The 12591-nt window shown below is 62.3% G+C and carries 17 protein-coding genes; 14 read left to right on the top strand and 3 right to left on the bottom strand.

Annotated elements, in window-relative coordinates; all coding sequences use genetic code 11:
* The first annotated feature begins 14 nt into the window (after window positions 1–14).
* From D3878_RS05990 to D3878_RS05960, 7 genes are all read left to right on the top strand, one after another.
* Complete coding sequence (locus tag D3878_RS05990) at window positions 15–746, top strand: RNA polymerase sigma factor FliA (protein WP_119784638.1); 732 nt, start codon at window positions 15–17, stop codon at window positions 744–746.
* The gene (locus D3878_RS05985) at window positions 728–1468 is read left to right on the top strand and encodes a flagellar motor protein (protein WP_119784637.1); all 741 of its coding nucleotides are present in this window, start codon (window positions 728–730) and stop codon (window positions 1466–1468) included. The genes D3878_RS05990 and D3878_RS05985 overlap by 19 nt, the downstream gene beginning before the upstream one ends.
* A 41-nt stretch (window positions 1469–1509) precedes the next feature.
* Window positions 1510–2292, top strand: coding sequence for a flagellar motor protein MotD (gene motD, locus D3878_RS05980; protein WP_119784636.1), 783 nt, complete (start codon window positions 1510–1512; stop codon window positions 2290–2292).
* Between the two features lie 145 nt (window positions 2293–2437).
* Complete coding sequence (modA, locus tag D3878_RS05975; protein ID WP_119784635.1) at window positions 2438–3193, top strand: molybdate ABC transporter substrate-binding protein; 756 nt, start codon at window positions 2438–2440, stop codon at window positions 3191–3193.
* Window positions 3194–3229: 36 nt separating this feature from the next.
* Window positions 3230–3904: a molybdate ABC transporter permease subunit gene (gene modB, locus D3878_RS05970; RefSeq protein WP_119787732.1), complete on the top strand. Its 675-nt coding sequence runs from the start codon at window positions 3230–3232 to the stop codon at window positions 3902–3904.
* An 8-nt stretch (window positions 3905–3912) separates the two neighbouring features.
* The gene (locus D3878_RS05965) at window positions 3913–4617 is read left to right on the top strand and encodes an ABC transporter ATP-binding protein (RefSeq protein WP_119787731.1); all 705 of its coding nucleotides are present in this window, start codon (window positions 3913–3915) and stop codon (window positions 4615–4617) included.
* Between the two features lie 82 nt (window positions 4618–4699).
* Window positions 4700–5497, top strand: a complete 798-nt coding sequence (locus D3878_RS05960; RefSeq protein WP_119787730.1) for a TOBE domain-containing protein — start codon at window positions 4700–4702, stop codon at window positions 5495–5497.
* Between the two features lie 70 nt (window positions 5498–5567).
* Here the strand turns inward: D3878_RS05960 and D3878_RS05955 are convergent, their stop codons facing one another.
* The 3 genes from D3878_RS05955 to flgA form a co-directional block, all read right to left on the bottom strand.
* Window positions 5568–6041, bottom strand: coding sequence for a flagella synthesis protein FlgN (locus D3878_RS05955; RefSeq protein ID WP_119784634.1), 474 nt, complete (start codon window positions 6039–6041; stop codon window positions 5568–5570).
* Between the two features lie 2 nt (window positions 6042–6043).
* Complete coding sequence (gene flgM, locus D3878_RS05950) at window positions 6044–6352, bottom strand: flagellar biosynthesis anti-sigma factor FlgM (RefSeq protein WP_119784633.1); 309 nt, start codon at window positions 6350–6352, stop codon at window positions 6044–6046.
* Window positions 6353–6479: 127 nt separating this feature from the next.
* Window positions 6480–7235, bottom strand: coding sequence for a flagellar basal body P-ring formation chaperone FlgA (gene flgA / locus D3878_RS05945; protein WP_233556244.1), 756 nt, complete (start codon window positions 7233–7235; stop codon window positions 6480–6482).
* Between the two features lie 168 nt (window positions 7236–7403).
* Here flgA and flgB point away from each other — a divergent pair, with 168 nt between their 5' ends.
* The 7 genes from flgB to D3878_RS05910 all read left to right on the top strand — a co-directional run bounded on the left by flgB (window position 7404) and on the right by D3878_RS05910 (window position 12581).
* A complete protein-coding gene (gene flgB / locus D3878_RS05940; protein WP_119784631.1) occupies window positions 7404–7823 on the top strand; it encodes a flagellar basal body rod protein FlgB in 420 nt (139 codons plus the stop codon).
* 2 nt (window positions 7824–7825) lie between these two features.
* Window positions 7826–8230 carry a flagellar basal body rod protein FlgC gene (flgC, locus tag D3878_RS05935; RefSeq protein ID WP_119787729.1) on the top strand — a complete coding sequence of 135 codons (405 nt, stop codon included), beginning with the start codon at window positions 7826–7828 and terminating at the stop codon, window positions 8228–8230.
* A 14-nt stretch (window positions 8231–8244) separates the two neighbouring features.
* Window positions 8245–8922 (top strand): flagellar hook assembly protein FlgD, encoded by a 678-nt coding sequence (locus D3878_RS05930; protein WP_119784630.1) that lies wholly within the window; start codon window positions 8245–8247, stop codon window positions 8920–8922.
* A gap of 34 nt (window positions 8923–8956) precedes the next feature.
* On the top strand, window positions 8957–10237 hold the full coding sequence (flgE, locus tag D3878_RS05925) for a flagellar hook protein FlgE (protein ID WP_119784629.1): 1281 nt from the start codon (window positions 8957–8959) through the stop codon (window positions 10235–10237).
* A 41-nt stretch (window positions 10238–10278) separates the two neighbouring features.
* Window positions 10279–11019: a flagellar basal-body rod protein FlgF gene (gene flgF, locus D3878_RS05920; RefSeq protein ID WP_119784628.1), complete on the top strand. Its 741-nt coding sequence runs from the start codon at window positions 10279–10281 to the stop codon at window positions 11017–11019.
* A gap of 82 nt (window positions 11020–11101) precedes the next feature.
* Window positions 11102–11884: a flagellar basal-body rod protein FlgG gene (flgG, locus tag D3878_RS05915; protein WP_119784627.1), complete on the top strand. Its 783-nt coding sequence runs from the start codon at window positions 11102–11104 to the stop codon at window positions 11882–11884.
* A gap of 22 nt (window positions 11885–11906) precedes the next feature.
* Window positions 11907–12581, top strand: coding sequence for a flagellar basal body L-ring protein FlgH (locus tag D3878_RS05910; protein WP_119784626.1), 675 nt, complete (start codon window positions 11907–11909; stop codon window positions 12579–12581).
* The last annotated feature ends 10 nt before the right edge of the window (window positions 12582–12591 follow it).

The raw sequence follows: 12591 nt of genomic DNA, 5'->3' as shown, positions 1-12591 counted from the left end.
ATAATGAACGACTGATGTACACCGCGCATGGAAAATCGGACAAGAATCACCTGCTGCAGGAACATGCGCCGCTGGTGAAGCGGCTTGCGCACCAGATGAAGGCCAAGCTGCCGCACAGCGTCGAAGTCGACGACCTGGTGCAGGCCGGCATGATCGGCTTGCTGGACGCCGTCAATCGCTACGAGGATAACCACGGAGCGCAGTTCGAGACGTATGCGGTGCAGCGTATACGCGGCGCCATGCTGGACGAGTTGCGCAGCAGCGACTGGCTGCCACGCAGTATCCGCCAGAACATGCGCAAGATCGAGGAGGCCATGCAGAAGCTGCAGCAGCGCCTCGGCCGGCCACCGCTGGAAACCGAAGTGGCCAAGCAACTGAAGTTGTCGCTGGTCGAATACCAGGACCTGCTGAACGACAGCGGCGGCCACCAGCTGGTCTATTACGAAGATTTCCACGAGAGCGAGGACAACGAACATTTCCTCGACCGCTATTGCACCGACCAGTCGGACGATCCGCTGCAAAGCCTGATGAACACCGGCTTTCGCGAGGCCGTGATCGATGCCATCGGCGCCTTGCCGGAGCGGGAAAAGATTCTCATGGGCTTGTACTACGAGCAGGAAATGAATCTCAAGGAGATCGGTGCGGTGATGAATGTGTCGGAATCGCGCGTGTCGCAACTGCACAGCCAGGCAATCGCGCGCCTGCGTAGCTTTTTACGGGAGCAGGCGTGGACTGGGCTAGCGTAGCCGGCATTGCGCTGGCGCTGGGCGGCCTGCTGGCCGGCCAGTTGCTGGAGGGCGGCCACCTGGGCTCGCTGGTGCAGCCGGCCGCCTTCATCATCGTCGGGGTCGGCACCGTGGGTGCGGTGCTGCTGCAAAGCGGCATGCCGGATTTTGTGCGCGGCGTGCGCATGGCCAGGTCCGTGTTCGTGCTGCCAGCCGATACTTCCGCCGCGCTGGAGTTGCAGGTGACGACCTGGAGCGCGCTGGCGCGGCGCGAAGGCTTGCTGAGCCTGGAGCGCTATCTCGATGGCGTCAAGGAGCCTTTCAAGGCCAAGGGCTTGCGCATGCTGATCGACGGCATCGACCCGTTCAAGCTCAAGGATATCCTGGAAGCCGAACTGGACAGTTACGAGCGGCGCGAGCGACTGGCGATCAAGGTGTGGGACGCCGCCGGCGGCTACGCCCCGACCGTCGGCATCATCGGCGCCGTGCTCGGGCTGATTCACGTGATGGAAAATCTTGCCAATCCCGCCCAGCTTGGCAGCGGCATCGCGGTGGCCTTCGTCGCCACGATCTACGGCGTGGGGCTGGCCAACCTGGTATTCCTGCCGATCGCCAATAAACTCAAATCCTTGCTGGCGCACGAGGTGGCGCAGCGCGAGATGCTGATTGCGGCTTTCTTCGGCATCGCCCTGGGCGACAACCCGCGGGTGATCCAGGAACGCATGAGCGCGCACCGGCATTAATGCCGATTAATGCCGCTAACCGGGCAAGGACAAGGCAGACAATGGCACGCAGAAGGCATGAAGAAGAGCATGAAAACCATGAGCGCTGGCTAGTCTCATATGCCGATTTCATCACGCTGCTGTTTGCGTTCTTTGTCGTGATGTATGCCATCTCTTCGGTCAACGAAGGCAAGTACCGCGTCCTGGCCAATTCGCTGGGCAACGCCTTCGGCACCGGAGCGGCGGTTTCCGCTTCCCAGGTAGCGCCGGAGCGCCAGCAAGCCTTTCCGCTGCGCCGCCAGCCCGCGCCGGACCGTCAGCAGGTCGAGGCCTTGCGCCGCGAAAGAACGGCGATGACGGCGATTGCACGCCAGATCCAGCAGGCGCTGGCGCCGCTGGTCAAGCGCGGTATCGTGCGTGTGACCCAGACCAGCCGTGGCGTCAAGGTCGAGATCAACGCCAGCATCCTGTTCGCACCGGGGGACGCCAGGCTCACCGCTGAATCCGGCGAAGCCTTGACTGCCATCGCCGGCATCATGAAGGAAGATAGCCACGCCATGCAGGTGGAAGGGCATACCGACAATGTGCCGATCAGCAATGCCGCCTTTCCGTCGAACTGGGAATTGTCGAGCGCGCGCGCCAGCAGCGTGGTGCGCCTGCTGGCCGACAACGGCGTTGCGCATGAGCGCCTGACCGCGGTCGGCCATGCCGAAAATTTCCCGGTGGGGCCGAACGAGAGCACCGAAGGGCGCTTGCGCAACCGTCGTGTGGAAATCCTGATTCTGGCCGGCTTGCCGGAACAGGCGACTGAAGTGCCGCTGGCACCGGAAGACGCCGTTAATTGAGTCGGTGCGCCTGCCTGGCACCCCCGGTTTTTCCAGACAATTCCAATTTGAAACTGACCTGCGCGCGCCGACGCGGGCTATGGATCGATAGCGCAATATAGTTTAGTATATAGCGCTATCGATTCGACCACATCTGGAGACAAACATGCATTTTTCATCGCTCAAAGTGCTTCTGGGCGCTATCGTTGTCAGTGTGGGAAGTTTCGCCCAGGCCGGCGAGATCACCGTATCGGCTGCCGCCAGCCTGACCAATGCCTTCCGCGAAATCGCCGGCGCTTACGAAGCGCAACATCCCGGCGGCAAGGTGGCGTTGAATTTTGCTGCGTCCGGTGTGCTGCTGCAGCAGATGGCCAAGGGTGCACCGGTCGATGTGTTTGCCTCGGCCGATCAGGAAACGATGGACATGGCGGTGCAGCAAGGGCTGGTAAAGGCGGCGGCGCGCCGCGATTTTGCCCGCAACACCCTGCAGGTGGTGGTGCCGGCCGACAGCAAGCTGGCACTTAAGGGATTGCCAGACCTGACGCAAGCTGCGGTGAGCAAGATCGCCATCGGTAATCCGGCCAGCGTGCCGGTCGGCCGTTATGCCAGGCACGCGCTGGAGGCGGCGCGCCTGTGGCCGCTGCTTGAAACCAAGGCGATTCATACCCAGAACGTGCGGCAGTCGCTGGATTATGTCGCGCGCGGCGAAGTCGATGCCGGCTTCGTATATGCCACCGACGCCGCGCTAATGCCGGGCAAGGTCAGGGTGGCGTTTTCAGTGCCGCTGGATACGGCCATTCTCTATCCGATTGCCAGAACCGCGGCCAGCACGAACGGTGCGGAAGCAAGCCGCTTTGTCAATTTCATCGCATCCCGGGCCGGCCAGGCGATCCTCGCCAAATACGGCTTTCAACAGCCCTGATCCGGAAGGGGCGCACACATGGCAGAAGCCAGTGGCATGGACGCAGCCTGGATCGCACTGGCGCTGTCGCTGAAGGTGGCCGCCTGGGCCACCGCGATCAACCTGGTGTTCGGGGTGGGGATCGGTTTTTTGCTGGCGCGTCGGCGCTTTCCCGGACGCGATCTGCTCGATACCCTGCTGACGCTGCCGATGGTGCTGCCGCCGACCGTGCTGGGCTATTACCTGCTGGTGCTGATCGGTCGGCGTGGCTGGCTTGGCGCCTGGCTGCAAGAGCATTTCGGCATCAATCTCATCTTTACCTGGCAGGCGGCGGTGCTGGCTGCTGCCATCGTCGCCTTTCCACTGGTGTTCAAGCCGGCGCGGGCGGCCTTTGAGGCGGTCGATGGCCAACTTGAGCAGGCTGCGCGGGTGCTGGGCATTTCCGAAATGGCGATTTTCTTCAGGGTCAGCCTGCCACTGGCATGGCGCGGCATTCTGGCCGGCCTGTTGCTGGCGTTCGCCCGTGCGCTGGGTGAGTTTGGCGCGACCCTGATGGTCGCAGGCAGCATCCCCGGCAAGACGCAGACGCTCTCGGTGGCGGTATATGAGGCGGTGCAGGCCGGCCAGGACGGCCTGGCCAATTTGCTGGTGCTGATCACTTCGACGGTGTGCGTGGCGGTGCTGCTGGCGGCCGGGTGGCTGGCGCCAGGCCACAGCGGTCGGCGCGCATAGGGAGGATGATGCTGTTCGACATCGACATCGACAAGACCCTGCGCTCCGGCCAGCGCAGTTTTTATCTGCGCTTGCGTTTGCGCTCAGCGCACCGGCGCATCGTCATTCTCGGCCCTTCCGGTGCCGGCAAGAGCATCAGCCTGCAGGCAATCGCCGGGCTGCTGCGCCCGGACCACGGACATATCCGCCTGGACGGGCGCAGCCTGTTCGATGCGGCGGCCGGTATCGACCTCGCGCCGCAGCAACGCCGGCTGGGGTATCTGTTCCAGGATTACGCCTTGTTTCCGCACCTGAATGTGCGCCAGAATATCGCATTCGGCTTGACGGGCGGCTGGCGCAATCCGCCTGCGGATGCCGGCGGCGCCGCGGTCGATTACTGGCTGGATGCCTTCGGCCTGCGGCCGATGGCGCGGCAAATGCCGGCTGAGTTGTCCGGCGGCCAGCGCCAGCGTACCGCGCTGGCGCGCGCGCTGGTGGCGCAGCCGCGGGCGCTGTTGCTGGACGAGCCGTTCGCGGCGCTCGATCCGGCGCTGCGCGTGACGCTGCGGCAGGAGTTGGATCATTTACAAAGGGAATTGCAGGTGCCGATGATTCTGATTACCCACGATCAGGAAGATGCGGCGATGTTTGGCGAACAGGTGCTGCGGATGCAGGATGGCGCGGTCGAGATGGCGCCGGATGGCAGCGATGCGGCGGCGTTGATCGGTTTCTGAGCGGCGTCTAAGCGGCTTCCGACTGGGCTGCGGAGAAGATATCGAGCGGAATAAGGCGGCAGCGGCGCAAAGGACGATGGACATGACGATGCAATTGCAAGGCACGGTATGGCTGACTGTGGATGGGGAAAATTTCGGCGGCACAGGGCGCATTGCGCTGCTGGCGCAGATTGCCGCATGCGGCTCGATCACCCGGGCAGCCAAAGCTGCCGGCATGAGTTACAAGGCAGCCTGGGATGCCATCGATGCCATGAACAACCTGGCCGGTGAGCCACTGGTGGAGCGGCTGGCGGGCGGCAAGGGCGGTGGCGGCACCCGTCTGACCCAGCGCGGCGCGCAACTGGTGGCCAATTTCGCCACCATCGAACGAGAACACCGACGTTTTGTCGAACTGCTCGACAGCCAGGCAGGAGGCATCGCCGACGATTATCTGCTTGTCAGGAGAATGGCCATGAAAACCAGCGCGCGCAACCAGTTTTTCGGCAGGGTCACGGCGCTCAAGGCAGGCGCCGTCAACGATGAAGTCACGCTGGAGGTGGCCGGCGGTCACAGCATCGTGGCAATCGTCACGCATGAAAGCACGGAAAGTCTGGGCTTGCAGCCTGGGGCGGAAGCTTTCGCGCTGATCAAGTCATCCATGGTGATCCTTGTAACGGATGATGAAGGTGCGAAATTTTCCGCCCGCAATCGCCTGCGCGGAACCGTGGCACGCGTGCAGCCGGGCGCGGTGAATGCCGAGGTGGTGCTCGAATTGTCCGGCGGCGCCACGCTGGCGGCGATCGTCACCAATGAAAGCAGCCAGGCGCTCGGGCTTGCGGTGGGTCAGCCCGTCACGGCGATCTTCAAGGCGTCGAGCGTGATCCTTGGGGTACCGTCATAGGCGCGTACGGCGATCGGGCAAAAAAAACCGGCAGAAGCCGGTCAAGTAACACCCTCGAATGTGTTGAAACCTAGCCGATCGCCAGCCCGCGCACGGTCGTTCTGACGGCAGACTGGCCGTTGGGGCCGTAGAGGGCCTGGCCTTGCGCGCCGCCCTTCAAGACGTTCAGTGCGCCCTGGTTGCGCGCCAGGTGCTTGCCGATCAGCAGACCGTTGCTGCGGTTGATGTCCTTGGCGGCGCGGGCCAGATCCAGCAACTCCTGCCACGACTGCCGCACGGTGGCTGCCTGCAGGCTGTCCAGCCAGGCTTGCATGCCTTGTTCCGTGGCGGTGAAGCCGGCGGCGGCCAGCGCCTGATGGCGGCCAGTCGCCAGTTCCGACATGCGCGCCACCAGCCGGGTCTTTTCCTCGGTTAAGGCGGTCAGGGCATCGATATCGGCGGCAATCAGCTGTGTCTGCTCTTGTTTCAACAGGTCGAGCAGCATGCGCGCCGTGCGGTTTTCTTCATGCAGGGAGTGCGCAGGGCTGTTGCCGGATGGGTTCATGTCTATGCCTTACGGGAATGGATCAAATCCTTGACGGAATCGAGCAAGCCGTTGGCGACCTTTTCCGGGTCGACCTGGAACCTGCCCTCGGCAATCGCTGCCTTGATTTCCGCCACCTTTTGTGTGTCGAACACGCCTTCGCTGCCGGCCAATGCCTGCAATTGCGAAGAAATCTGTACGCCTTGCTGCGCCGTGCCGGCAGTGTTTACCCTGGCCGCGCCGCCGGTTTTTTCCGCGCCTTTGCCGCCGCGGGTTTCCGCCGCACCGATCGGCAGGCTGCCGGTTTTCTTGATCGAGTTATCGATTTTCACGATCGTTCCTTGTCTGTTCGGGGCAGTTTACCCCTGTCCATGCCCATATAACGGCATCGGCCGCCTAAACTTTAGGAGCGAATCTAACATTATTTAATAGGGGCGGCCAGACAAATATTCCATGTTTTCAATAAGTTACTTCCACCACGCCACCGTTTTTCGCCACGCCGCTGACGACCTGGCCGCTGGCTGTCCTGGCCTGGACGATCTGCCCTTCGGCGGCATTGTTCAGGGCTTTGGCTTCGGCGGAAATGCGGAAGCCGGCGCCACTTGAGCTCAGGCGCACGGTCTGGCCCTGCAGGACGGCGGCCTGGACACGCAGTGCATCGTTGCGCAAGGGCGCGCCGGCCGGCAACGACATGGCCAGCGTGCGTCCGAGCGCTTGCGAGGCATCGGTCAGGATGCCGGCCGGCAGTTGGGTCAGGTCGCCCCGGGCCTTCAGCAGATGCTGCGCGGCGACCAGTTGGCCTTGCGCCAGGGGCGCGGCGGTAGTGAGATAGTCCGCCACGACCTTGACCGTTGCCGGGATATACACAGTCCAGGAAACCGGCGCCAGGCAACGCACGCCGACCGTGGTGCGGCCCCACACCCGGCTGCCGGGCGGCAGGAAGGCTTCGGGGGCGGTGCAGGCAGCGAGATTGGTGCGCGAGTCGAGGGTACTGGCGTTGATGCCGACCTGGCCCGGCAAGCCGGCGCTCTGGACGCGCAGGAAATGTTCGACCACCTTGCGGATGGCTTCGGGGTCTTGCCGCGGCGGCGCGCTCTGCTGCGCCGCCGCGGCGCTGGCAAGCAGCAGGACGATCGAAAACAGGCTGGCCTTGATAATCAGATTCTTGATGAGCAGCTGCATGGTCCACGCGAGAAAATATCTTGTGCGATCCATGATAACGGCGCCGCCACGCCGCAAAGCCGGGAACAGGGCAGGGTTTTGCGCGCTTATCCGCCGATCGGGCGCGGCATCGACTGCTTAATATCGAGCCTGTACAAAACCATTATCGGCGCAACGTGCAGTTTCTTTAGCCGCGCAGTTCTTTTAGCCCTGGAGGGTGGCATGATCGGAAAGCTTGACGAACATTTGCGGTTCAATGAAGCCGCGCTGAATTTGCGGGCCCAGCGTCAGCAATTGCTGGCGTCGAATATCGCCAATGCCGACACACCCAACTTCAAGGCGCGCGACATCGACTTCAACAAGGCCCTGCAAGGCGCGCTGACCAAGGGCGGGTCGAGCCAGGCGCCGGCGCCGGCGCTGGCGAAAACCGCCACGGTACACTTGAGCAGCAGGAATGGCAATGCCGTGGGTGACGCGCCGCTGCAATACCGCAAGGAGCAGCAGGGCAACATTGACGGCAATACGGTCAACATGGATGTCGAGCGCAACCAGTTTACCGATAACGCCATCCGCTACGAAGCCGGCCTGACACTCATCAACGCGCAAATCAAGAAAATGCTGAGCGCCATCCAGGGGCAATGACCATGTCACTCTTTAATATCTTCAATGTCGCCGGTTCGGCCATGAGCGCGCAATCGCAGCGCCTGAATGTGGTGGCCAGCAATATCGCCAACGCCGACAGCACCACCAGTTCCACCGGCCAGGCTTACAAGGCCAAGCAGGTGGTCTTCCAGGCAGTGCCGATGGCAACGCCGGAAGCCGCAGGAGTCAAGGTGCAGCAAGTGGTCGAGGACGCGTCGCCGCCAAAAATGGTGTTCGACCCGAAACATCCGCAAGCCGACGAGCAGGGCTACGTCGCCATGCCGAACGTGAATGTGGTGGAAGAAATGGTGAACATGATCTCGGCGTCGCGCTCGTACCAGACCAATGTCGAGACCATGAATGCGGCCAAGACGCTGCTGATGAAAACACTGGCGCTTGGCCAGTAAGAAAGGGAATTCGCATGACGACCATACAAAACAGTAGCGGCGTTTCCGACAGCCTGCTGACTGCTGTCAATGGCACCAAGACGGCCAAGGCGACGGATGCTGCCGGCGAGGCGCAAGACCGCTTCATGACGCTGCTGGTGACGCAGATGAAGAACCAGGATCCGCTGAACCCGATGGACAATGCGCAGATGACCAGCCAGCTGGCGCAATTGTCGACCGTCAGCGGCATCGAAAAGCTCAATACCGCGCTGGAAAACCTCATGGGAAGCTACCAGACCAGCCAGACCCTGCAGGCGACCAGCATGATCGGTCATGGCGTGCTGGCGACCGGCAATGGTGTCCAGTTATCCGAAGGCCAGGCGCTGCTGGGCGTCGAGCTGGCCGGACCGGCCGACAAGGTACAGGTCACGATTCGCGACGCCAGCGGCAGCGCGGTGCACAGCTTCACGCTGGAGAACCAGCCGGCCGGCACTTATCCGCTGGCGTGGGATGGCAAGACCGATGCCGGCGCCACGGCGCCCGATGGCAAATACACGTTTGAAGTCAAGGCCACTGCCGGTGATAAGAACGTCGATGCAAGCGCCTTGAGTTTCGGCCAGGTTGCCAGCGTTTCCACCGGCAGCGGCGGCATCAAGGTCAATGTGCCTAACCTCGGCGCGTTGAATTTCGCCGATATCCGTCAGATTCTCTGATTGTTGCGCTTCCTATCGTTATAAGGGGATTATCATGAGTTTTCAGCAAGGTTTGAGTGGTTTGAGCGCAGCATCCAAGAGCCTGGATGCGATCGGCAACAATGTCGCCAATGCCAACACGGCCGGTTTCAAGGCATCGCAGGCGCAATTTGCCGACGTGTATGCCAGTTCACTCACCGGTGCCGGCACCAGTCAGGTCGGGATCGGCGTCAAGGTGGCTGGCGTCGCCCAGCAATTCACGCAAGGTAACATCACCGGTTCGAATAATCCCCTTGATGTGGCGATCAATGGCGGCGGTTTTTTTCGCATGAGCGACCAAGGCACGATTACCTATGCGCGCAACGGTCAGTTCCAGCTCGATAAGGACGGTTTCATCGTCAACGCGAGCGGCTCGCACCTGACAGGATATGTTGCCAACAGCCTTGGCGTTCTGTCTACCGGTGCGCCCACTGACCTGAACATCAATACGGCCGACTTGCCTCCCAGCGAGTCGTCGAAAGTGACGGCCTTGCTTAACCTGGACTCGCGCAAGGCGGCGATCGACCAGGCAGTCAATCCCTTCGACGTCAACGATCCCGCGACGTACCACAACGCGACTTCGGTATCGGTGTTTGACAGTCTGGGGAATTCCCATGTTCTGCAGACTTTCTTTGTGAAGACTGCACCGCTGCCGGCCGATCCGGCCGGCACGCAGGCTACCTGGGAAGTCTATGCCTCTGTGGACGGCACCCTGCTGCCGGCGCCAGCCAGCGGCAATATCGGCTCCATCACCTTTGCATCGGACGGTTCCATCGATAACGCTGCAACCACCTTGCCTTTTGCGAATATCCAGCTGCCGGTGGCAACCGGCGCACAGACGCCGATCGGTGGCGCTGCAGGCATCAGCCTCGATTTCGCCGGCACAACCCAGTTCGGTTCGTCGTTCAGCGTCAATTCACTTGGCCAGGACGGTTATGCGTCCGGCCGCCTGTCCGGCTTTAACATCGACAATGACGGCATCATCACCGGTCGCTATACCAACGGCATGTCCTCGACCCTGGGTCAGGTCGTGCTGGCGAATTTCACCAATCCGAACGGCTTGCAACCACTTGGCAACAATGTCTGGGCTTCCAGTGCCTCGTCCGGGGCGGAACTTGTTGGCGGTCCCGGTACTGGCAGCCTGGGTTCGCTGCAATCGTCGGCGGTGGAGGATTCCAACGTCGACCTGACCGCCGAGCTGGTCAACATGATTACCGCGCAGCGCTTCTACCAGGCCAATGCGCAAACCATCAAGACCCAGGACCAGGTGATGCAGACGCTGGTCAATCTGCGCTAATGCGTCGCATCGTTTGCAGCTGACCGGCCACAGGAGACACCATGGACCGCATGATCTACACCGCCATGACCGGCGCCAAGCACGTCATGGAAAAGCAGGCCACGACCTCGCACAACCTGGCCAATGCCACCACCAACGGTTTTCGCGCCCAACTCGATACCTTCCGTGCCGTGCCGGTGCAGGGCGCCGATCTGGCCACGCGCGCCTTTGTGGTCGATTCGACGGTGGGGGCGGATTTCCGTGCCGGCCCGATCCAGCAGACCGGGCGCGAGCTGGATGTGGCGGTGCAGGGGCAGGGCTGGATCGCCGTGCAGCTGGAAGACGGCGCCGAAGCCTATACCCGCAACGGCAGCCTGAAGCTCAGCGAAAACGGCATCCTGCAGACCCAGTCCGGCCTGAACGTGCTGGGCGATGGCGGCCCCATCAGCGTGCCGCCCGATGTCGCCCTGGCGATCGCCAAGGATGGCACGGTGTCGGCGGTTTCCACCGCCACCAAGCCGGCGGTCAATACCGTGCTGGGACGCATCAAGCTGGTCAATCCGGAACAGGCCGAGCTGGTGCGTGGCGACGATGGCCTGTTTCGCCTGAAGAGCGGCGAGCCGGCCGATGCCGCCGAAAACGTCGCGCTGATCGGCGCTTCGCTGGAAGGCAGCAATGTCAATGTGGTCGATGAAATGGTCAACATGATCAGCCTGGCGCGGCAGTTCGAGATGCACATGAATTTATTGAAGAACGCCGAGAATAACGCCAACAAAGCCGCGCAGCTCCTCTCTTTGAGCTAGTGCGCGGCGGAGCATAATTGGATTGTGGGGCGTCCCTCCTGGGCGGCGCCGATGAACAGGCAGCAGATCGCTGGAGAATGAAATGATACGCTCACTATGGATAGCCAAGACCGGTCTGGAAGCGCAACAGACGCAGATGGATGTCATCTCCAACAACCTTGCCAACGTCGGCACCACCGGTTTCAAGCGTTCGCGCGCGGTGTTCGAGGACCTGTTGTACCAGACCATCCGCCAGCCCGGCGCGCAATCGTCGCAGCAGACCCAGCTGCCTTCCGGCCTGCAGCTCGGCACCGGCGTGCGTCCGGTGGCGACCGAGCGCATCCATACCCAGGGTAACCTGCAACAGAGCGGCAACAGCAAGGATGTGGCGATCCAGGGCAGCGGCTTTTTCCAGGTGCTGATGCCGGACGGCAGCGCCGCGTATACCCGCGATGGCTCCTTTCAGGTTGACAGCCAGGGCCAGCTGGTGACTTCCAGCGGCTTCGTGGTGCAACCGGCCATTACCATTCCCGACAATGCCCAGAGCATCACCATCGGCCGCGACGGTACCGTGTCGGTGCAGGTGCAGGGCGCGGCAGCGCCGACCACGGTGGGCGCGCTGCAACTGAGCACCTTCATCAATCCGGCCGGGCTGGAAAGCAAGGGCGAAAACCTGTATGCCGAAACCAGCGCTTCCGGCACCGCCAACACCAACACCCCCGGCACCAACGGCGCCGGCAGCCTGTTGCAGAGCTATACCGAAACCTCGAACGTGAATGTGGTCGAGGAGCTGGTCAACATGATCCAGACCCAGCGCGCGTACGAAATCAACAGCAAGGCCATCAGCACCTCGGACCAGATGCTGCAGCGGCTGACGCAGCTGTGACGGACGTGCCGGAGCTTCAGTCATGAAAAATTCATTCACGATACTTTTCTTTATCGTCACTGTCGGCTTTCTCGCCGGCTGCGCGATAACCCCCGAGACCATCGTGCAGGGACCGACCACGGCGCGCCCGCTGCCGCCGGCGCCGGCAAGCCGAGCCGCCAACGGCGCGATTTTTCAGACCGCCTCCTACCGGCCCATGTTCGAAGACCGCCGCGCGCGCTTCGTCGGCGACATCCTGACCATGACCATCAGCGAAAGGACCAGCGCCGCCAAGGCCGCCGGCAATTCCGGCAGCAAGAGCGGCAGCGTCGAGGCTGGCGTGACTGCGCTGTTCGGTGCGCCGGCCTCGCTGCTGGGCAAGACCAATGCCGCGGCCTCATCGGCCAACGAATTCAGTGAAAATGGCGCGACCAGTTCGAGCAACAATTTCACCGGCACCATCGGCGTGACGGTGGTCGATGTGCTCCCCAACGGTAACCTGGTGGTCAGCGGCGAGAAGCAGGTGGCATTCGACAAGGGCACCGAATTCATTCGTGTCTCCGGCGTCGTCAATCCCGACCAGATCCGCCCTGGCAACAACATCCTGTCGAGCCAGGTGGCCGATGCCCGCATCGAATACCGCACCAACAGCCATGTCGATGGCGCCGAGATGATGGGTATCCTGACGCGCTTTTTCCTGAGCGTGCTGCCGCTGTAATGCGCGGCCA

This window comes from Noviherbaspirillum sedimenti, assembly GCF_003590835.1.
In the GTDB taxonomy this organism is placed as follows: Bacteria; Pseudomonadota; Gammaproteobacteria; order Burkholderiales; family Burkholderiaceae_D; genus Paucimonas; species Paucimonas sedimenti.
This window is presented reverse-complemented; position numbering and strand designations above follow the sequence as displayed.

Excerpts from the sequence above, each read along its gene's own strand:
- D3878_RS05960 (WP_119787730.1), top strand. The coding sequence starts at position 4,700 with ATGACGATGCAATTGCAAGGCACGGTATGGCTGACTGTGGATGGGGAA.
- D3878_RS05930 (WP_119784630.1), top strand. The coding sequence starts at position 8,245 with ATGACGACCATACAAAACAGTAGCGGCGTTTCCGACAGCCTGCTGACT.
- flgF (WP_119784628.1), top strand. The coding sequence starts at position 10,279 with ATGGACCGCATGATCTACACCGCCATGACCGGCGCCAAGCACGTCATG.
- flgA (WP_233556244.1), bottom strand. The coding sequence starts at position 7,235 with ATGGATCGCACAAGATATTTTCTCGCGTGGACCATGCAGCTGCTCATC.
- modB (WP_119787732.1), top strand. The coding sequence starts at position 3,230 with ATGGACGCAGCCTGGATCGCACTGGCGCTGTCGCTGAAGGTGGCCGCC.
- D3878_RS05910 (WP_119784626.1), top strand. The coding sequence starts at position 11,907 with ATGAAAAATTCATTCACGATACTTTTCTTTATCGTCACTGTCGGCTTT.
- flgC (WP_119787729.1), top strand. The coding sequence starts at position 7,826 with ATGTCACTCTTTAATATCTTCAATGTCGCCGGTTCGGCCATGAGCGCG.
- flgG (WP_119784627.1), top strand. The coding sequence starts at position 11,102 with ATGATACGCTCACTATGGATAGCCAAGACCGGTCTGGAAGCGCAACAG.
- D3878_RS05955 (WP_119784634.1), bottom strand. The coding sequence starts at position 6,041 with ATGAACCCATCCGGCAACAGCCCTGCGCACTCCCTGCATGAAGAAAAC.
- flgE (WP_119784629.1), top strand. The coding sequence starts at position 8,957 with ATGAGTTTTCAGCAAGGTTTGAGTGGTTTGAGCGCAGCATCCAAGAGC.
- D3878_RS05965 (WP_119787731.1), top strand. The coding sequence starts at position 3,913 with ATGCTGTTCGACATCGACATCGACAAGACCCTGCGCTCCGGCCAGCGC.
- flgB (WP_119784631.1), top strand. The coding sequence starts at position 7,404 with ATGATCGGAAAGCTTGACGAACATTTGCGGTTCAATGAAGCCGCGCTG.
- D3878_RS05990 (WP_119784638.1), top strand. The coding sequence starts at position 15 with ATGTACACCGCGCATGGAAAATCGGACAAGAATCACCTGCTGCAGGAA.
- modA (WP_119784635.1), top strand. The coding sequence starts at position 2,438 with ATGCATTTTTCATCGCTCAAAGTGCTTCTGGGCGCTATCGTTGTCAGT.
- motD (WP_119784636.1), top strand. The coding sequence starts at position 1,510 with ATGGCACGCAGAAGGCATGAAGAAGAGCATGAAAACCATGAGCGCTGG.